General features: G+C 67.7%; 18 protein-coding genes. 4 read left to right on the forward strand and 14 right to left on the reverse strand.

Annotated features, from left to right (window positions below; all coding sequences use genetic code 11):
* Nucleotides 1-429: 429 nt before the first annotated feature.
* Genes ABN401_RS01805 through ABN401_RS01830 form a run of 6 tightly spaced genes read right to left on the reverse strand, consistent with a single transcriptional unit; the run spans nt 430 to nt 2,644 of the window.
* Nucleotides 430-1,488, reverse strand: coding sequence for a CHAT domain-containing protein (locus ABN401_RS01805; protein WP_349683102.1), 1,059 nt, complete (start codon nt 1,486-1,488; stop codon nt 430-432).
* A complete protein-coding gene (locus ABN401_RS01810; RefSeq protein ID WP_349683103.1) occupies nt 1,488-1,676 on the reverse strand; it encodes a helix-turn-helix domain-containing protein in 189 nt (62 codons plus the stop codon). Before ABN401_RS01810 ends, ABN401_RS01805 begins: the two co-directional genes overlap by 1 nt.
* Complete coding sequence (locus ABN401_RS01815; protein WP_349683104.1) at nt 1,676-1,876, reverse strand: hypothetical protein; 201 nt, start codon at nt 1,874-1,876, stop codon at nt 1,676-1,678. The genes ABN401_RS01810 and ABN401_RS01815 overlap by 1 nt, the downstream gene beginning before the upstream one ends.
* Entirely contained in the window at nt 1,877-2,101 is a 225-nt protein-coding gene (locus tag ABN401_RS01820; RefSeq protein ID WP_349683105.1) for a hypothetical protein, read from the reverse strand. It lies immediately after the preceding gene.
* The gene (locus ABN401_RS01825) at nt 2,094-2,336 is read right to left on the reverse strand and encodes a hypothetical protein (RefSeq protein ID WP_349683106.1); all 243 of its coding nucleotides are present in this window, start codon (nt 2,334-2,336) and stop codon (nt 2,094-2,096) included. Before ABN401_RS01825 ends, ABN401_RS01820 begins: the two co-directional genes overlap by 8 nt.
* A complete protein-coding gene (locus ABN401_RS01830; RefSeq protein ID WP_349683107.1) occupies nt 2,333-2,644 on the reverse strand; it encodes a helix-turn-helix domain-containing protein in 312 nt (103 codons plus the stop codon). Before ABN401_RS01830 ends, ABN401_RS01825 begins: the two co-directional genes overlap by 4 nt.
* A 375-nt stretch (nt 2,645-3,019) precedes the next feature.
* Between ABN401_RS01830 and ABN401_RS01835 the strand changes: the two genes are divergently transcribed.
* The 4 genes from ABN401_RS01835 (at nt 3,020) to ligD (ending at nt 8,777) form a co-directional block, all read left to right on the forward strand.
* A complete protein-coding gene (locus ABN401_RS01835) occupies nt 3,020-3,631 on the forward strand; it encodes a DUF3800 domain-containing protein (RefSeq protein WP_349683108.1) in 612 nt (203 codons plus the stop codon).
* A gap of 361 nt (nt 3,632-3,992) precedes the next feature.
* A complete protein-coding gene (locus tag ABN401_RS01840) occupies nt 3,993-4,499 on the forward strand; it encodes a hypothetical protein (protein ID WP_349683109.1) in 507 nt (168 codons plus the stop codon).
* A gap of 206 nt (nt 4,500-4,705) precedes the next feature.
* Nucleotides 4,706-6,148 (forward strand): terminase large subunit domain-containing protein, encoded by a 1,443-nt coding sequence (locus tag ABN401_RS01845; protein ID WP_349683110.1) that lies wholly within the window; start codon nt 4,706-4,708, stop codon nt 6,146-6,148.
* Nucleotides 6,149-6,188: 40 nt separating this feature from the next.
* Nucleotides 6,189-8,777 carry a DNA ligase D gene (gene ligD / locus ABN401_RS01850; protein ID WP_349683250.1) on the forward strand — a complete coding sequence of 863 codons (2,589 nt, stop codon included), beginning with the start codon at nt 6,189-6,191 and terminating at the stop codon, nt 8,775-8,777.
* An 86-nt stretch (nt 8,778-8,863) separates the two neighbouring features.
* On the opposite strand, the gene ABN401_RS01855 is transcribed toward ligD, so the two are convergent.
* The 8 genes from ABN401_RS01855 to ABN401_RS01890 all read right to left on the reverse strand — a co-directional run bounded on the left by ABN401_RS01855 (nt 8,864) and on the right by ABN401_RS01890 (nt 17,700).
* Nucleotides 8,864-9,376, reverse strand: a complete 513-nt coding sequence (locus ABN401_RS01855; RefSeq protein WP_349683111.1) for a DUF29 domain-containing protein — start codon at nt 9,374-9,376, stop codon at nt 8,864-8,866.
* A 36-nt stretch (nt 9,377-9,412) separates the two neighbouring features.
* A complete protein-coding gene (locus ABN401_RS01860; RefSeq protein WP_349683112.1) occupies nt 9,413-10,198 on the reverse strand; it encodes a molybdopterin-dependent oxidoreductase in 786 nt (261 codons plus the stop codon).
* Nucleotides 10,195-10,998 (reverse strand): cytochrome b/b6 domain-containing protein, encoded by an 804-nt coding sequence (locus ABN401_RS01865; protein WP_349683113.1) that lies wholly within the window; start codon nt 10,996-10,998, stop codon nt 10,195-10,197. Before ABN401_RS01865 ends, ABN401_RS01860 begins: the two co-directional genes overlap by 4 nt.
* 109 nt (nt 10,999-11,107) lie before the next feature.
* Nucleotides 11,108-11,572: a cell wall hydrolase gene (locus tag ABN401_RS01870; RefSeq protein ID WP_349683114.1), complete on the reverse strand. Its 465-nt coding sequence runs from the start codon at nt 11,570-11,572 to the stop codon at nt 11,108-11,110.
* Nucleotides 11,573-11,607: 35 nt separating this feature from the next.
* A complete protein-coding gene (locus ABN401_RS01875) occupies nt 11,608-12,729 on the reverse strand; it encodes a cell wall hydrolase (protein WP_349683115.1) in 1,122 nt (373 codons plus the stop codon).
* The gene (locus ABN401_RS01880; protein ID WP_349683116.1) at nt 12,726-14,003 is read right to left on the reverse strand and encodes an O-antigen ligase family protein; all 1,278 of its coding nucleotides are present in this window, start codon (nt 14,001-14,003) and stop codon (nt 12,726-12,728) included. Before ABN401_RS01880 ends, ABN401_RS01875 begins: the two co-directional genes overlap by 4 nt.
* A gap of 97 nt (nt 14,004-14,100) precedes the next feature.
* On the reverse strand, nt 14,101-16,275 hold the full coding sequence (locus ABN401_RS01885) for a GumC family protein (RefSeq protein WP_349683117.1): 2,175 nt from the start codon (nt 16,273-16,275) through the stop codon (nt 14,101-14,103).
* Nucleotides 16,276-16,389: 114 nt separating this feature from the next.
* Nucleotides 16,390-17,700 (reverse strand): outer membrane beta-barrel protein, encoded by a 1,311-nt coding sequence (locus tag ABN401_RS01890; protein WP_349683118.1) that lies wholly within the window; start codon nt 17,698-17,700, stop codon nt 16,390-16,392.
* Nucleotides 17,701-17,739 lie beyond the last annotated feature (39 nt).

Genomic DNA, 17,739 nt, shown 5'->3' on the forward strand with positions numbered 1-17,739 from the left:
GGGCCCGCCCTTTTTCTTGGCGCCGGTCAGTTTTGCAAATGCTTGCACATCCTCAGATTCGACAAGACCACCTGCCGAGCAGATTCTCCCTCCAACTGCGAATCGCCCGCTTCAGGCCGGAGAGAAGCTTTGCGCTGGGTAAAAAGACGCGCTCATACGAGACATCTTCCAAATGGAGGATCGACGGTCGTACGAGAATGCTGGGTGCCCGTTCTTTACGAGGGAGACGCCACCAAGCGTTCGTCCTATCGGCGTCCTTGCCCATACTGCGGCGCAAAAATCCTTAGCGTTCATATGCCCAACGGCGGATGGGCTCATTTTGAGGGCGGCAAGGGCCTGAGCCGCACGAAGCACCCGTGCCTTCACCGTGGCGAAGGCATACCGAAAAGCAGGGATGATCAAACGCGAGACTTGTTCGATCAGTAGAGCCTAGAGCAAGCTCTTAGCCGCGGTACTTCCTTTGCGAACCAAAAAGGTAGGCAAATCGGCGTCCCCATACCCCTTGGATTTGAGAACGATCTTCGCTTGGGCCAGGGAGTTGGAGATGGTCTCCCCGGTGCTCAGCGTGCGGTAGAACTGAGCTGAAAATTCGCAGGCCGCCTCGTCGCCGATTGAGTCTGCCATGGCTATCACAACCGGAACCTCATCGAGGAAGCGCTCAGCGCCATCCAAGGTGTCGCATGCGACGAGCACAAGCAGTTCGGGGTTGGCTCGCGTCGCCCCAAGGACTTGGGCGATCATGTCGAAATCCAAAACAGTTCCGCCGTCTTCACCGGCTTTCTGATTGTCGAAAACTAACGCCCGGCCGCCGCCGTGACCAGAAAAATGGAGCACGCTTGGGCGGTATGAGTTCAGAGTATCAAGCAACGAGGTCAGTGTTGGTGCAGGCACCACTTTTAGTTCGACCTCACTAGCCCGTGGACTAAGTCGAATACTTTCGTCGATATAGCGTGCCTCCACACCAGTTTGTAGCGAGGCCAAGCTGTCTGGATTTGTCATCAGCAGCGCAATTTTGAGCTTGGCCACCTTCGAACTGCGAGTTGCTTTTGTCCCTGACGCTCTCGCCCGCTGAGGTGCCGGCTTCACAAAGGAAACGGCCACGTCGAACGCCGGGCGTCTCTTTGTAGCAACCCTCTTCGCCGCGTTGGGATTATCTGCGAATCTTAGAATTGAGTCGCGGTTTGCGCGAACGAACTCTGCTTTTCCGTATAGGTAACGGCTGCCGTCTTTAACCTGGCCCCCGTTTTCTGTGCGAACGACCAAGTGGTGTTTGGCAAGTTCATCAAGAGCATCTTGAATAACTTGCGTGTTGCCGGTCCTTCCAAGTTGATCTGCGACTTGTTTTTTGGATCGTGGCTTCGACCCTCGTCCATAAATTAGATTGAACACATCGCGACGATTTTTACCGCGCCCGAGATGCTTCGCCATCTGAAGAATGATTTCCTCGTAGTCACCCGAGGCGCTGATGACGGAGGTTTGCCTGCTCATTATTTTTCCAACTTATCTTTGGTGCCCGCCGTCTTCTTGCCAGCCATCATGCGGCTAACGCTGGCTTGGCTTATGCCTAAGGCATCGCCAATTTTTGATTGGGAGTGGCCGCGTTCGGCGAGCTCGATCATTTTGATTTTTCTGATCATCTCGAGTTCGGCCAATATCTTTTTGAGAGTGTCCTCCATCACCCGGCCGCCTCCGAAGGGTTCGATTTAGACAAGGCCTTTGAGAGGCCTGTGGGCAGCATCCGGCTCATTGTTGCATCGCTGATACCAAGAGAAGATGCGATCTGACCCTGTTTCACGCCTTGACGCAGCAGTTGGAGAATCATCAGAATTTTAATGGAGCGAAGCTCTTCAGCGACTTCATCTTTGTCCTTGGCCATCTAGGCTTCCTTTCCGGGCTGCTTCTTCGCGGCGTAAATCGCTTGGCTCACCGCAGCAGGCGTCGTGCCTACAATCGGCGCGACCTCTTTGGGCTCTAGCCCGGCCTCGGAAAGGAAGAGGATTTTCTCCTTCTTCGTCGCGAGGTGGCGCACTGCGGACAGGGATTGGATTTTCACAAGCGTGCGTAGAACGCTCATGAGCTCTTCGTGGTTAGCGTCACTCATCTCCAGCCTCTCCCTTTCCGGACAAAGCTTTTTTGTGCTTCGCCATGGCGACGCTCACCGTCTTGGGAGTCGTACCCAGAAAGTTAGCGATGTAGGTCGGCCCGAGACCCGCGCCGTAAAGGAAGACGATCTTGTCGCGCTGAGTGGCCATCCCTTTGACCGCAAGCGCGGCTTGTATTTTGATCAGGGTGTCCATCTTGTCGTTCAGCGCCGCCAACAGGTCTGGCGCGCTCATTTTTTCGAATCCTTTTTGATGAGGGCTTCGGGCAGTGGGTACACGTGCAAGGGGCGCGCCTCACGGTTCTCCCCCACGCGGATCACGATGCCCTCATCGATCCACCGGCCGATGGTCTTGCTGAAGTTGCTTGGATCCAGACCGAGTTCTTTCACGATTTCGGCCTGCGATTTGCTGCCGTCGCAAAGGTTGAAGGCGCGCTGCTGCTTCTCACCAGCATTGATGATTTCAAGAATTCTAGCGGGTGAGAAAGTTTGCCGGGCTACCGTCGCCAGAATGGCTCGGAGGTATGTCTCTTGCGTCCCCATAAGCTCGCCCTGCCCTTTCTGGCGCTAACAAGAATCAAGTGCTATTCACGATAAATATCCCTTTCAAGAAATTAGTCAATCTGAGCGATCAGAGTTCTCGACTCATTGAGATTGATCTTTCAGGGTTTAACGGCTGTTTTCCAGCTCCACTTGCCGTCCAACGCCTAACAAGAAAAGTAATTTGGTAGGCGTGTGAATAGAAGAGGGGGCTACCTGATGAGCGTGAACCTGGAAATTAGAGCAGCAAGTCATTGAGTACAAAAAGGAAACATCGGCTCCCGTATCCCGCGCTCGTGCGATATCCTGCTTATTGGTTGTGCCCCACCAGCTTGGAAGCGATGACCAACCGATCGCGTCGGTGACGGAGGCTGCTTGATGCTGGTCTACATCGACGAGAGCGGGGACGCAGGCTTTCGGGTGGAGCAGGGGTCGTCGCCGGTGTTCGTGGCGGCGATGGTCATCTTCGAGGACGCGGAGGATGCGGCCTTCACCCGCCGGCTCATCGAGGGGTCGGCGGCGCGGCTGATCCACAAGGGCGAGTTCAAATTCTCCAAGACCCGGACGGATGTGCGCGACCGGTTCTTTCGGGCCGTGGCAGCGGGGCCGTTCCGCGTGCGGGCCATCGTGGTGCAGAAGGATGTGATCCGCTCCGACCACCTGAGGTCGGACAAGGAGAGCTTCTATGAGTTCTTCGTCAAACAGATGCTCCGTAATGACGGCGGGCGACTGAGCGACGCCAAGGTCATCATCGACGGGTCGGGCGACCGCGAGTTCCGCAAGAAGCTATCGACCGCCGTCAGGAAGAAGATGCGCGAGGGGGCGGTGCGGGACTGTCGGTTCTCGGATTCCAGGACCGATCCGCTGATCCAGCTGGCCGACATGTGCGCGGGGGCGGTGCACCGATCGTTCCGGACGGATCGGCGCGACGCCCATCGCTGGCGCGACATGCTGAGGCCGCGCCTGGACGATGTGTGGACGTTTCGGTGAAAGAGGGTTGCCTTCCCGGCCCCTAGTCCCGGCGGAACCGGGACACGCACGCCATACGGCGACAGTTCGGGACACAGGAAGGACTTTGCACCGTTTATATGCGTCGGGCGCATGAAAAGTTCAATAACGACGTTGGGCGCGCTCCCGCTCGGGAGGCTCCGGCAAAGTCGGCCTCAGCCGTGCGGAGGGATGCCCCCCTCGCGGCCGATGACGCGGCGGGGGTGACACCCCGGCGCGGGGGGATGACGGGTGAAATCCTGTGTCATCCGCGAACGGGACGAAAACACCCCGGCGATCAAGGGCCGGGGCGATCGAGGCGCGGCGAGCGCGGCCTGGGTCGCCGCCCCCGTACAATGCGGCCATGACCGAAGCGCCGCTGAACCGACGTCCGCACAAGCATCACACCCCCGATGAGTGGGCCGAGATCAAGGCCCTTTATGTGGCCGGGGCGACGGCGAAATGCATAGCCGCCGACTATGGCTGTTCGGAGCGGAAGATCTATGCGCGGGCGGGCGATGAGGGCTGGCTGCGCCGCGACCTGGGGGCGGAGAAGCCGCCGATGACGCCGGAGGCGGCGGACGCCAGGGCGCGGGCGATCTCGGGCGCGCCGGCGGACGCGGCGGTGCGGGCGCTGAAGGCCGACGCGGACCTGGCGGCGGCGACGCGGGCCGCGGTGCGGACCACGGTCGGGATGCTGAGGGACGGGCATCCGGCGCGGGCCTATGCCTATGGGCGGCTGGCGGCGCTGATGATCCGGCTCGATCGGGTCTTGGGGGAGGTCGAGGGGGAGGGCTCGGCCGGCGGGCGGACGCCGCAGCAGGAGGCGGCGCTGGCGGCGATCCTGGCGCGGCTGGGGGTGGAGGGGTGAGGGGGCCTGTCGTTGGCGCTGACGCTCGGCGCGCCCCCCGGTCCGATCTACGATCGGCCGGAGGACAGGCTATGCCTCGCTGCTTGAGCGCGGAAGAACCCCTCCGTCACAGCGCGAAGGGGCGCCGCGCCACCTCCCCATCGCCCAGAGGCGACAGGGAGGAGACGGGCGAGGCAACCCTTCTGACGCGGGAGGACGCGGAGGCGATGCACCCTGACGATCAGGCGAGGTTGGCCTGGGACGGCGCGGCCCATGAGGCGCAGCGTGCGCCGGAGGGTGGGTGGCGGACGTGGGTGTTTCTGGGCGGGCGGGGGGCGGGGAAGACGCGGGCGGGGGCGGAGTGGGTCAGTGAGGTGGCGGCGCGGCTGGGGCCGGGCGGGCGGATCGCCCTGGTGGGGGCGACGATGCACGATGTGCGCTCGGTGATGATCGAGGGGCCGTCGGGGCTGATGTCCCTGCCGTTCCGGGCGGCACCCCGGCTGGAGAGCGCGCGGCGGCGGGTGGTGTTTCCGGGCGGGGCGGTGGGGCTGATGCTGTCGGCGGCCGAGCCGGAGCGGTTCCGGGGGCCGCAGTTCCATGCGGCCTGGGGGGACGAGTTCTGCGCCTGGGAGAAGCCGGAGGAGGCATTAGCCATGCTTCGCCTCGGCCTGCGGCTCGGCGAAGCGAAGGGCGCTAACGCTCGGGACGCGGTCCCTCGCTGCTTGAGCGCGCAAGGCCCCCTCCGTCACGGCCCGGAAGAGGGCCGCGCCACCTCCCCATCGCTGCGCGACAGGGAGGAGACGACCCGGGCTCAAGCAGCGAGCGACCGCGTCGCGAGCGGTAGCCCACCACAACTGCTGCTGACGACGACGCCCAAGCCGTTGGCGGTGTTGCGGCGGGTGCTGGCGGAGGCGGGGACGGTCAGGACGCATGCGGCGACGGGGGCCAATGCGGCGAACCTGGCCGACGGGTTTCTGGCGGCGATGCGGGACCTGTACGGCGGGACGCGGCGGGCGGCGCAGGAGCTGGACGGTCTGGTGCTGGAGGCGGAGGGGGCGCTGTTCACCCAGGCCGAGATGGCGCGGGCGCGGGCGCTGGGGCGGGAGCGGAATCTTCGTGGTCCGTGGGAGTATGAGCGCGCCGTGGTGGCGGTCGATCCGCCGGCGGGGACCCTGTCGGGCGAGGGCGGGGATGCGTGCGGGATCGTCGTGGTGGCGCGTTCCCGCCTTCGCGGGAATGACGAGGCGGGGGCGGCCTGGGTGCTGGAGGACCGCTCGGTCCGGGGGCTGTCGCCGGCGGGCTGGGCGGCGCGGGTGGCGCGGGCGGCAAAGGACTGGGGCGAGGCCCTGGGGTGCCCGGTGCGGGTCGTGGCCGAGGCCAACCAGGGCGGGGCCATGGTGGAGGCGGTGCTGAAGGCGGCGGGGCTGGCCTGTCCCGTGCGGCGGGTTCACGCGACGGCGGGCAAGCGGGCGCGGGCCGAGCCGGTGGCGGCGCTGTACGAACAGGGGCGGGTCGGCCACGTCGGCGCGCTGGCGGCGCTGGAGGCGGAACTGCTGGGGCTGGGCGAGGCGGGGGGCGCGAGCCCGGACCGGGCCGACGCCCTGGTCTGGGCGGTGACGGACCTGCTGATCGACCGGACGGGGGCGGGGCCCAGGGTGCGGGCGGCCTGAGCCAATGCAACGCTTTGCCGCCCGCCCGCATTGGTCGGGCATGCGCGGCGAGCTTAAGACCTATGCGGCCAAGCGCCGGTTCGACGAGACGCCCGAGCCGCGGGGGGCCAAGGGGCGCAGGACCGCGGCCGCGCCTCTGCGGTTCCTGATCCAGCGGCACGCGGCGACGCGGCTGCACTATGATTTCCGCATCGAGCACGACGGGGTGCTGAAGTCCTGGGCGGTGACCAAGGCGCCGTCGCGCGATCCGGCGGTCAAGCGGCTGGCGGTCGAGGTCGAGGACCATCCGCTGGACTATGGCGACTTCGAGGGGACCATCCCGGGCGGCAACTATGGCGCGGGGACGGTGCAGCTGTGGGACACGGGGACGTGGACGCCGCAGCATCCCGAGAGCCTGGAGGCCGACTTCGCCAAGGGCTCGATCAAGATGACGCTGGACGGCGAGCGGCTGAAGGGCGGGTGGGCGCTGGTGCGGCTGAAGTCGGATCGGGGCAAACCCTCCAAGCGCAACAACTGGCTGCTGATCAAGGAGAAGGACGACCACGCCGTGCCGGGCGAGGGCGACGCCCTGGCCGAGATCGACGCCTCGGTGACCACCGGCCGGTCGCTGGCGGAGATCGCCGACGGGACGAAGGAATGGACCGCGTCCAGGCCGACGGGGCGCAAGGCACCGCCCAGGCCCAACGCGTCGAAGGCGGCGACAGGGAAGGCGAAACGGTCGCCGGCCTTCGTGCCGATCCAGCTGTGCAAGGGGGTCGACCATCCGCCGGGCGCGGCGGGCTGGGTGCACGAGATCAAGTTCGACGGCTATCGCATCCAGCTGGGCATCGGCGGGGGCCAGGCCCAGGTGCGGACGCGCAAGGGGCTGGACTGGAGCGACCGGTTCCCCGCGCTGGCGGCCGAGGCGGCCGGGTGGCCCGACGCGGTGATCGACGGGGAGCTGTGCGCCCTGGACGACGACCACATGCCGGACTTCTCGGCGCTGCAGGCGGCGATCTCGGAGGAGAAGACCGGGGGGCTGGTCTATTTCGCCTTCGACCTGCTGTTCGAGGGGGGCGAGGACCTGAGGACGTTGCCGCTGTCGCACCGGAAGGCGCGGCTGCAGGCCTATTGCGACCGGGTCGGGGATGCGGGCGGGCGGCTGCGGTTCGTCGAGCATTTCGGATCGACCGGGCAGGCGGTGCTGGAGAGCGCGTGCCGGATGGATCTGGAAGGGGTGATCTCCAAGAAGCTGGATGCTCCGTACACGGCAGGACGCAGCGCCAGCTGGGTCAAGTCCAAGTGCCGGGGTCGCGACGAGGTGGTCATCGGCGGCTGGTCGTCGGAGGGTGGCACGCGGTTCCGATCGCTGCTGGTCGGGGTCAAGGACAAGAGCGGCAACGGCCTGCGCTATCTCGGGCGAGTCGGCACCGGCTATGGCGAGGCGGTGACCAAGACCCTGGTCCCGGCGCTGAAGGCGGCGGCGGCGGACGCGAGCCCGTTCGGCGGGATCGGCGCGCCCAAGAAGGCCAGCGACATTCACTGGGTGAAGCCCGTGCTGGTCGCCGAGGTCGAGCACGGCGGCTACACCGAGGTGGGGTCTCTGCGCCAGGCGGCGTTCAAGGGGCTGCGCGAGGACAAGACCGCGATCGAGGTCACCGAGGCCCCGCAGGCACCGACCGAAGGGAACAAGCCGGTCGAGCCCTCGAAAGCCACCACCACGGTCAAGCCCGTGGCGAAATCCGGCAAGGGCAAGGTCGTCGTCGCGGGGGTGGCGATCTCGAGCCCCGACAAGGTGCTGTGGCCCGCGCGCGATGGAAACCCCGCGATCACCAAGGCGGACCTGGCGCGCTACTACGAGGCGGCGGCCGAGCGGATTCTGCCGCATGTCGGCGATCGGCCGACCTCGATCATCCGGGCCCCGGACGGGATCGAGGGCGAGACCTTCTTCCAGCGCCACGCCATGGCCGGGTCCAACCCCCGGCTGAAGCTGATCGATGTGGCGGCGCGGACCCCCTATGTGGCGGCGGTCGACGTCGGCGGACTGGTGGCCATCGGTCAATCGGGTGGGCTGGAGCTGCACCCCTGGGGCTGCGCGCCGGGCCAGCCGGAGGTGCCGGACCAGATCACCTTCGATCTCGATCCCGACGAGGGGTTGGGCTTCGCCGATGTGATCTCGGCGGCCAGGGTGGTGAAGGCGAAGCTGGAGGACCTGGGCCTGGCCCCCTTCGTCAAGACGACCGGCGGCAAGGGGCTGCACGTCGTCGTGCCGATCAGGACCGACGCCCGCAGCCGCGTGACCTGGGATCAGAACAAGGCCTTCGCCAGGGCCGTGTCCGAGGCCATCCGCGTCGCGGCGCCGGACCGGTTCACCACCACCCTGGCCAAGAAGGCGCGGGGCGGGAAGATCTTCCTGGATTATCTGCGGAACGGCCGGATGGCGACGGCGGTGGCCCCGTGGTCGCCGCGCGCGCGGCCCGGGGCGGGCATCGCCTGTCCGCTGTCATGGGGGCAGGTGAAGGCCGGGCTGGACCCGACGGCGTTCACTCTGTGGACCTACGCCACCCTGATGAAGAAGCCCGATCCGTGGTCTGACTTTCGCGCCTCGGCCGTGAGCCTGAAGCCGGCGCTGAAGCGGATAGGGCTATAGGCGCTCGCCCCCACCGGATCCGGGGACGTGGGGTTCGGCCCCGACGCTAGACCAATCGTCACATGAGTTGGCGCAAGACGATTGGTCTAGCTCTCTGCTTTCTCGCATTCTTTGCCGCGAACCGGTGTCCACTTCGCTGGCGAATGCTCTAGAAGGGCGGAAAATCGCCCTTCGGTGGTGAGGACTGACCAGTCGTATCCCGAGGGAATCCGGGTCACGGGCTTCACAAGTCCGTCCTCGATCAGATCGCCCAGCGCGCGATCGACGAGGGCGGCCAGCATGGGTCTGATCCGTCCCTCGATCGTCGGAGACAATCGCCGCGAAAGACTGCGTCGGAACGCCCGGACCTCGCCGCGCCAGTGCCGCTCAGACGCCCGATCGACACCCAGTTCGATCTTCAACAGATGCAGCACGATCTGTTCCAGCAGGCTTTCGCAGGCACGCTGGTCGGACTTGCCCAAATCCTCGATCTCCTCGGCCACCAGGCTCCAGTCCAGGCCAAGGGGTCGGACGCGGCGCAGCGCCTCGGCCTGGGCTTCGGTCCAGGCGACGAAATCCGTCTCATAGAGCGAGACCGGCGGTTTCAGGTCATCGGCCATGCCATAGTCTACCAGACGTCGGGCCGCCGGGCGAACTCAGATGCCCGCGTACCACTCATAGCCGCGATCGGGCCAGTAGCCACCACGCGGGCCCGGCATGGCCTCGAAGCTGTCGACCGCCTCGATCCGGCGGATGTATTTGGCCTGTTTGTAGCCCAGCTGCCGCTCGACCCGGAGCCTCAGCGGGGCCCCATTGGGCACCCCCAGCGTCTGGCCGTTCATGTCGTAGGCGAGGATGGTCTGGGGGTGCATGGCGTCGACCAGGTCGATGCTCTCGTAGTAGCGCGGCCCTTCTTCGGTCTGGGTCAGGGCGTCGAAGCAGTGGAAGACGATGTAGCGGGCCTCGGGCATGAGCCCCGCCTCTTCCAGCAGGGTCTCCAGCCGCACGCCGGTCCACTGTCCGATCGCGGTCCAGCCCTCGACGCAATCGTGCTTGGTGATCTGGGTGCGGGCGGGGCGTTCGCGCAGGTCGGCCAGCGACAGGCTGAGCGGCTGCTCCACCAGGCCGTCGATCATCAGGCGATAGTCGGCGAACCCCCCGTCCTTCAGCGCCACATAGTCCGAGGCCGCCGGATCGATCGAGCCGTTGGGCTTGAAGAAGGGCGAGATCTGGCTGGGCTGGTATTCCGGGGCCAGGGCCTCGCGCGGGATCAACAGCCGCTGGGAGCGCCGCGTCAGGGCCTCGGCCGAGACGCGCAGGCTCTCGCTGATCGTCTGGCCGCGCTGGCAGGCGGCCAGGGTCATCACGCCGACGGCGGCCCCGGCCCGAGCCAGCCAGGAGCGGCGGCTGAGCGGCGTCTGCGGATGGGCGGTGCCGGTCATGACGCGTCTCCCTTGTGATCGTCGTTGGCCGGGGCTGAGGGCTCCAGCACGAACCAGCCGGTGATCATGGCCCGCATGTTGTTGACGAAGCCGGTCCAGACCACGAGCCCGACATGGACGACGATGAAGCCGACGATCAGGGCGCCGGAGATGAAGTGCAGCGTGCGCGCCGATTGCCGCCCCCCCATGATGTCCAGGAGGAACCCGCCCACGGCATTGAACCCCGGCGACATCGACAGGCCGGTGATCAGCATCATCGGCAGGACGACCAGGATCATGAAGACATAGGTCAGCTTCTGGATGACGTTGTAGTTCCGCGCCTCCTCGTCCTTGGGGAAGTGGAAGCGGGCGTGTTCCTTCACCGAGGGCCAGAAGCCGGCGAGGTCCGCCCGGCTGGGCCACAGCCGGCCGTTGAAGCGGCGGCTGATGAAGCCATAGGCCAGATAGATCAGGCCGTTGATGACGAAGACCCAGGCGAAGAAGAAATGCCAGTGACGCGCCTCGGCCAGGTTGCGCCCCTGAGGCAGCAGCAGCCAGTTGGGGATCGGCGGAATGTCCAGCCAATGGTTGCCGAAGTTGGTGTCGGTGCCCCAGTCCAGGTGCGGGTGGGCCAGCAGAATGTTGAGGCCGCTCATGATCAGCACGACCACGGCGGTGACGTTCAGCCAGTGACTGATGCGCACCAGGGGCGGGTGGCGGTAGGTGTCGACGCGGCCGCCGGGTAGCGGTCGATCCGCGTGACGATCCGGCGCCGGGTCCGCGCCCGGCGGGGTCGTCGTCTCGATCACGCCATCGGTCATCCGCATCCCCCTCGAGCAGACCAGACGGTCTCACAGGCGACGCGCGCCCGCAAACCGGCCTTTCACGCGACTACGCGGCGGCGAGCGCCGGGGTTACGCGGCGAGGGCGTCAGTTCGGCCGGGCGCAGCGGCTGCGATCCCCGTCCTGACAGGCGCGTGTGTCGGCCTCCCAGCGGGCCCGATCGGCGTCCCAGCGACGCCGGGCCTCATCGGCGGCGCGCACGCTCTCCTCCCAGGCCAGACGCTGACGCAGGATTTCGGCGGCCTCGGCCTCATGCCTGGCGCGTTCGGCCTCGAACGCGGCCTGCTCCGCGCGTTCCTGGGCGGCGGCGAGTTCGTTGCGGGCGGTGATCTCGGCGTTCAGAGCCCGGGTGACGCGCAGTTCCTCGGGGTCCTGCTGGTCGTCCGTGGCCTGGATGTCGGCCTCGCCGTCATTGACCGGGGCCTCGGCGGCCGGGGGTGTGGCGGTCGGAGTTCGCAGAAGGCGATCCACGCTGTCCTGGGCGGCGACGGGCGCGGCGGTCGCGAAAAGCAGGCCAACGAGGGCCAGCGCGGGCGATGCGATGCGGGTCATCGGAGGGTCTCCGTGTCGACGCCGCGGAACCGGCGTCAGCGAGGCACAGCGATACGCGCCCGGCGCTGAGGTGTCACGCCGCGCCCGGCGTCCAGCGGGCTGGCCAGAACAGGCGGCGGGGGTGGCGGGGCGGCCACGACCTCGACCGGCGGCGGGGCCGCGATCTGGGTCGGGCCGCCCGCATCGTCCTCGACGGATGCGACCACGATCGGCGGGGCCAGGTCGACCATGGGGGTGATCGACAGGTCCGACGACAGGTCGTCCTCGACCACCGGCACCGTCAGATCCTCGACGAAGGTCGCCACGGCCGCGAGCTTTGTGATGATCGGCTCGGCCCCGGCATGGGCCCCGGTGAACGCAGCAGGCAGGCCCCATCCGCCGGTCCAGCGATAGAAGATATGGGTGTCGATCTGGCGCATCTTGACCAGCCGCGCGGCCCAGAAGGGCGCGACCCAGTCGGTGTGATAATGGGTCGCCATCCCGACCTCGGGCGTGACGTGGCCGTTCAGGGCCGCCGAGGCCACCGCGCGGGCCCGGGCCCAGCCGGCATCGGACGGACGCCGGCCCAGGGCGCCGTCGCAGGTGAAGCTGAACTGGCAGCCGGTGGTGCGCTCCTGGCCCTGGAAGACCACGCCGCAGACGGTCTTGGGGAAGGCCGGATGGCGCATGCGGTTCAGCACCACCTGGGCCACGGCGGCCTGGCCCAGCGCGGTCTCCGAGGCGGCCTCGTAGTAGACCGCCGAGGTCAGGCAATCGAGGGCGCGCCCGTAATCGGCCAGGCTCTCGGGCGGCATGATGAAGGGCCGCGCCGCGAGAATCGGCAGGGTCGAAAACGGCAGGGAGGCGTTCCAGACCCGCGCCTCGTCCATCGAGATCGGGCGCACGGCGTCGGGGGCGAGCGTGAACTCGGTGGACTGCAGGGCTCCGGCCGCCGTCGAACCGGCGGTCAGCAGAGGGTCAGAGGCGATGCCCCGCATCTCGGCGAGGCGGGTGGTGATCAGGGCCGAGCCCGCCACGACGACAATGGCGAAGCAGGCGGTCAGGGCGACGCCGACCGGGGCCCAGGGGCTTGACGCGACGCGCAGGGCGAGGGCGCGCGCCCGCTCGAGGCGGTGGGTCCAGGCCTCCTGGGGCAGGGTCTCCGTCCCGGCCGTCATCCGCCGCTCCCCCGGCCGAAACCGTACTGCAGGCCGAGCAGGAAGCTCCAGAAGGCCGCGATCGACGGCACCTGAAGAGCGAAGTCGGTGAGGCCGTGGATCAGGACGACGCCACTGGCGCAGATCAGCCCGATCATCAGCGTCTGGCCCCGCCCGCCCCCGCTGCGCAGGGTCGCGCCGACGAGGATCCAACCGATCAGCAGGAACATCGGCGCGGCGCCGACCAGCCCGGCCTCTTCCAGCCACTGCAGATAGACGTTGTGCGTGGCCCGCATGGACCACAGCTGCGGCGCGGTCTCGGCGGTCATCCGCTGCAGGTTGACGGCGTCGAAACTGCCCAGGCCCCAGCCGAACACCGGTGAGGCGGTGAAGGCCGACCAGTGGACGGCGAACAACTGACCGCGCACGTCCATGCCGGACTCGGTCGCGGCGAGGCGAGACCACAGGAGGTCGTTGCCGCCGGCCAGCAGAACCCCGGCCACGGCGATCAGAAGGCCGCCCCCGACGGCGATGGCCCCCCGGTCGCGCTTGCGGGTGGCCAGGGTCCACAGCAGCAGGCCGCCGGACGCGAACAGGGTCGCCACCAGCGCCATGCGCGACGCGGTCAGGATCAGACAGACGGCGGTCAGGGACAGGCAGGCGATCGAGACCGCGGAGGCCGTCATCCGCCGGGTCGCGCCGAGGCCCTCGGTCCGGCTCCAGGCGCGCAGGAACAGCGCCAGGCCCAGGACCGTCAGAATGCCGAAGACCGTGCCGCCGCTGTTGGCGCTGAGAAAGCCGCCCGTCAGCCGATCGCCGGTGGCGACCTGGGCTCCGGAAAGGAAGCTGATCAGCGAAATGGCGGCATAGGCCCCGCCGATCCAGACGATCGCCTCGACCGTGGCCTGGGCCCGGTCGCGCCGGACGCCCTGCAACGCCCCGAGGCCGAAGGCGCAGGCCAGGCCCAGAAGCTTGACGATCTCAAGCTGGGTCGCGCTGCGATCGATGGTCAGGGAGCCGGGCGCGACACCCGCCCAGCTCCAGGCCGGCTGGGCCCCGCCCGGTCCCCAGGGCGTCAGGCTCCAGAGCGCCGTCGCGATGACGACACCGAACAGGACCGCAGGAACGGCCGCGCCGCCCAGGGCGTCGAGCGATCGCCGGAGGGGCGTGGCCAGCGCGATCAGAAGGGCGAGACCCAGGGCCGCGGTGAGCCACGCCGCCGCCGCCGGCTGATTGGCGCCGAACAGGAGATGCGCCACCGTCAGAAGCGCCGGCGCGGCGGCCAGTCCCGCCATCGCCGTGATCGAGGGTCGCCGTTCGGGCCCCCGACGGCCCGCGAAGGCCGTGGTTCTTCGCTCTCGAGGGCTCGCGAGCGCGGTCGAACTCATCGCATCAGGCCGAGTAGTATTTCTTGTAGTCGGCGTAGTAGTAGCCGGCGTCACCGTAGCCGTAGCGCGCCTGGGCCTTCATATCGACCTGGGTCAGGCCGACACCGGCGACGTGGGCCCCGGACTGTTCCAGAATCTTCAGCGCCGCGGCGATGGCCTTCTCGGGCGTCTTGCGCCAGCGGGCCAGGAAGACGACCGCGTCGGCCTTGGCGGCGACCAGTCGCGTGTCCGACACGGCGAGGACCGGCGCGGTGTCGAGGATCACCAGATCGAAGTCGCGGCGAAGTTGAGCCATGAGCTCGTCCATCGCCGCCGAGCCGAACACGTCGCGCGGGGTGAAGCTGTTCTTCGCCAGAGGCAGGATGTGGGCCCCGGAGGGCTCGTCCAGCATCATGGCCCGTTCCAGCGGCACGGCGCGGTTCAGCACCTCGACCAGCCCCGCTACGGGCTCGAAACCCAGCAGGCGGTTGACGTTGCGCCGACGCAGGTCGCAGTCGACGAGGACCACCCGCAGGCCCGACTGGGCCGCGACGCGCGCCAGGCACAGGGCGGAAGTGGTCTTGCCTTCGCCCGGCAGGGCCGAGGTCAGGGTGATGACGCGGATGTCGTGCCCGATGCGCGAGAACAGGATCGAGGCCCGCATGGCCCGGACGGATTCGGTGAAGCTGGCCAGGGGTCTCTTGACCACATAGTCGGCCGGCGTCTCGTCCCGGTCTTCGGGGGCGGCCACCGAGGCCAGCAGAGGCACGGAGCCCAGGTGCGGCAGGCCGAACTTGTGCTCGACGTCCTCGGCCGTGATCACGCCGGTGTCCAGCATGACGGCCAGAACCACGGCGGCGAGACCGGCGGCCATGGCCAGGGCCAGACCCATCGTCAGATTGAGCGGCACGTTCGGCGAGCTGGGCCTGAGAGGAATCGCCGCGGGGGACACGATGCGGGCGTCGGATTCCTGAAGGCCTTCGGTGCTGCTGGTTTCCTGGAAGCGGTTGAGGAAGCTCTGGTACAGGGTCCGGACCGACTCGGCATTGCGAGACAGTTCGTTCAGCCGGACGCCGGCGGCATTGTTGGCGGCCAGGGTTCCGCGCGCCGAGCCCAGGCTTCCGGCCATCGAGCCCGTGCGCTCGCGCGCGACCTGCACCTGGGCCTCGAGGTTGGAGATGATGCGGCGGATCTCGGCCTGGATCTGGGCGTCGATGTCGGCGAGCTCGCGTTCGGCGCGCAGCATGTCGGGGTGACGCGGGCCATAGCGGCTGGACAGGTCGGCGACCCGGCCCGAGACCTCGGCGCGGCGCGAGCGCAGTTGCTGGACCACCTGGGAGCCCAGGGCCTCGCCCACGTCCTCGCCGTTGGAGCCCGCCGCCAGCTGGGCGCGGGCCGTGCGCAGCCGGGCCTCGGCCTCGGCCTGGGTGGCCCGCACCGTCGCCAGCTGCTGGTTGTAGGTCGAGATCTCCTGCTCGGTCAGGGTGGCGCCGGAGGCGCTGAGCAGGTTGTTGGCGGTGCGGTACTGTTCGACCGCGGCCTCGGCCTGCTGCACCTCGGTGCGCAACTCCGTCAGTCGGACGTTGAGCCAGGAGTTCGCCTGACGCGTGGCGTCGAACTTGGCCTCGAGCTGCTCGAGCAGATAACGTTCGGCATAGGTGTTGGCGATGCGCGCGGCCTTGGCCGGGTTGTCGGAGGTGAAGCCGACGTTCATCACATAGGTCAGGCCCGCCCGGCGCACCGACAGGCGCTTGAGCACATTGTCGACGACCTTTTCCTTCTCTTTCTGGGCCTCGACCGCCGACAGCTGGGCCCGGGCCGCATCGGGGGCCGCGGCGCCGAACAGGGTGGCGATGCCGCCCACCACGGCCTGGATCGCTCCCGGCTCGGCGAGGGCCGGGTTGAACTCCGGATCCTCCTCCAGATTCAGGGCCTCGACCACCCGCTGGGCCAGCTGGCGCGACTTCAGGATCTCGATTTCGGTGTCGACCACGCTGTTCTCGGCCGACAGGCCCGAGAGCACGGCCTCGGCGGAGACGACGTTCTGTTCGCGCGTGTTGATCGTCAGGCTGGACGTCGCCGTATAGAGCGGCGTCGCCCGGACCGTCGAGATGACCGACCCCACCATCACGATCAGGGCCACCGCCAGGAAGAGCGGCAGGCGGCGCCGGAACAGCGCGATCAGTCGGTGCAGGTCCACGCCATCACCGCGACCCTCGTCGCTGTCGGATGGCCCGCCTTGGGAAGCGTAGGAGCGCGGCTCGGAAACGGAGTTCAGCATGGAAGGCAACGCACCTGGGACGGAGAGATCCGTCTAGAACTGGGCAACGAGGGTCGCCGTCAGGCGATTGACGTCGAACTCCGACCCGGCCGCCAGGCCCGAGGAGGTCTGCTCGAAGTGGCTGGCCGAGACGCTGATCCCCAGGTTGCGGTTCAGGAGATAGGTTCCACCGACCGAGACCTGCAGCCGGTCGTCCTCACGGGCGATGCCCTCGTAATCGTCGCGCGACAGCGAGGCATTGGCGTTGAGCAACACATTGCGGCGCAGCTCGTGGTCGATCCTCACGCCCGCCGACGACGACAGATAGCCGCCCGAGCCGGCGATGCCGGAGTCCTCGATCGTGCGCGACGCATACCCCGTCACGGTCGTCAGCTGGGTGGGAAACCATTCGAGCTGAGCCCGGGCACCGAAGCCGTCGATCTTGTCGTAGACCGCCGCGTCGAACTCCTGGCTGATGTAGCCGACCGCGATCTCGCCCCGGGTGACGGCACCGACCTCGAAGTTGGCGCCCGCCAGCAGCTCGTACCCGTCGGAATCGCGCGCGGGCAGAAGAACCGAGGTGGCGGTGTCGTAATCGCGGGTGTTGGTGGTCGCCTGGACGAACAAGGCCGTGGCGGGGCTGAGCGCCACATCGGCGCGGCCGGTCAGGCTGGTGATCGTGCGGTCGCGGTTGTCCTGGTCGATGACCGTGCCGCCGAGGGTGACCGCGTCCTCATAGTCAAACGTCCGGACATCGCCGCGCGCCGAGAGCTTGATCCGCCCGCTGACGCGGGACGCGGCGAGAAAGGCCGAATCCAGCGCGTAGCTGACCGGTTCCCGCGTGGAGGCCGGGGCGTTGGAGGATGTGCGCGGCTCGGTGACCGAGGCGTAGTCGTAGCCGGCGGCGATGTTGGCGGCCCGGGTGATGTCGAGCCGACCGGACGCGCCCACGCTCCAGTCCTCGAAATTCTCGGCGTCGAAATCCTGGTACCGGCTGATGTTCGCCCTGGCGTAGGCCGCGAGGGAGTGGCGCGACCAGCCGGACTCGATCTGGACCTCCGGCTTCAGCCGCACGATCCAGTCGCTGTCCGCCCCCGTGGCGACGGCGAAGACGTTGTCATTGTGCTCGGCGTCGATCTGCAATGACGGAAAGACGCCGAAGGTCCCGGCCGACAGGCCGAGCGCCTCATAGCCCGGTCGAGGCCGCGCGGTCACGGCGACGCTGCGATCGCGCGCGAACATATCGCCGGACTGAGACTGGGCGGCGCTGATCGAGCTCGATGTCGATTGGCTCTGCGCCACGCCGGCAGAGGCCCATGCCACCAGCGAGACGAACAGGGCGAGGCGGCTTGTGCGTGTCGGCATGGTTCCCCCGTCGCTCCTTCGGAGCGCCGCTTCACGTCA

The sequence above is a fragment of the Brevundimonas aurifodinae genome, from assembly GCF_040195595.1.
In the GTDB taxonomy this organism is placed as follows: Bacteria; Pseudomonadota; Alphaproteobacteria; order Caulobacterales; family Caulobacteraceae; genus Brevundimonas; species Brevundimonas aurifodinae.

Excerpts from the sequence above, each read along its gene's own strand:
- ABN401_RS01805 (WP_349683102.1), bottom strand. The coding sequence starts at position 1,488 with ATGAGCAGGCAAACCTCCGTCATCAGCGCCTCGGGTGACTACGAGGAA.
- ABN401_RS01815 (WP_349683104.1), bottom strand. The coding sequence starts at position 1,876 with ATGGCCAAGGACAAAGATGAAGTCGCTGAAGAGCTTCGCTCCATTAAA.
- ABN401_RS01890 (WP_349683118.1), bottom strand. The coding sequence starts at position 17,700 with ATGCCGACACGCACAAGCCGCCTCGCCCTGTTCGTCTCGCTGGTGGCA.
- ABN401_RS01810 (WP_349683103.1), bottom strand. The coding sequence starts at position 1,676 with ATGGAGGACACTCTCAAAAAGATATTGGCCGAACTCGAGATGATCAGA.
- ABN401_RS01825 (WP_349683106.1), bottom strand. The coding sequence starts at position 2,336 with ATGAGCGCGCCAGACCTGTTGGCGGCGCTGAACGACAAGATGGACACC.
- ligD (WP_349683250.1), top strand. The coding sequence starts at position 6,189 with ATGCGCGGCGAGCTTAAGACCTATGCGGCCAAGCGCCGGTTCGACGAG.
- ABN401_RS01860 (WP_349683112.1), bottom strand. The coding sequence starts at position 10,198 with ATGACCGGCACCGCCCATCCGCAGACGCCGCTCAGCCGCCGCTCCTGG.
- ABN401_RS01880 (WP_349683116.1), bottom strand. The coding sequence starts at position 14,003 with ATGGCGGGACTGGCCGCCGCGCCGGCGCTTCTGACGGTGGCGCATCTC.
- ABN401_RS01820 (WP_349683105.1), bottom strand. The coding sequence starts at position 2,101 with ATGAGTGACGCTAACCACGAAGAGCTCATGAGCGTTCTACGCACGCTT.
- ABN401_RS01865 (WP_349683113.1), bottom strand. The coding sequence starts at position 10,998 with ATGACCGATGGCGTGATCGAGACGACGACCCCGCCGGGCGCGGACCCG.
- ABN401_RS01840 (WP_349683109.1), top strand. The coding sequence starts at position 3,993 with ATGACCGAAGCGCCGCTGAACCGACGTCCGCACAAGCATCACACCCCC.
- ABN401_RS01830 (WP_349683107.1), bottom strand. The coding sequence starts at position 2,644 with ATGGGGACGCAAGAGACATACCTCCGAGCCATTCTGGCGACGGTAGCC.
- ABN401_RS01845 (WP_349683110.1), top strand. The coding sequence starts at position 4,706 with ATGCACCCTGACGATCAGGCGAGGTTGGCCTGGGACGGCGCGGCCCAT.
- ABN401_RS01870 (WP_349683114.1), bottom strand. The coding sequence starts at position 11,572 with ATGACCCGCATCGCATCGCCCGCGCTGGCCCTCGTTGGCCTGCTTTTC.
- ABN401_RS01835 (WP_349683108.1), top strand. The coding sequence starts at position 3,020 with ATGCTGGTCTACATCGACGAGAGCGGGGACGCAGGCTTTCGGGTGGAG.
- ABN401_RS01875 (WP_349683115.1), bottom strand. The coding sequence starts at position 12,729 with ATGACGGCCGGGACGGAGACCCTGCCCCAGGAGGCCTGGACCCACCGC.
- ABN401_RS01855 (WP_349683111.1), bottom strand. The coding sequence starts at position 9,376 with ATGGCCGATGACCTGAAACCGCCGGTCTCGCTCTATGAGACGGATTTC.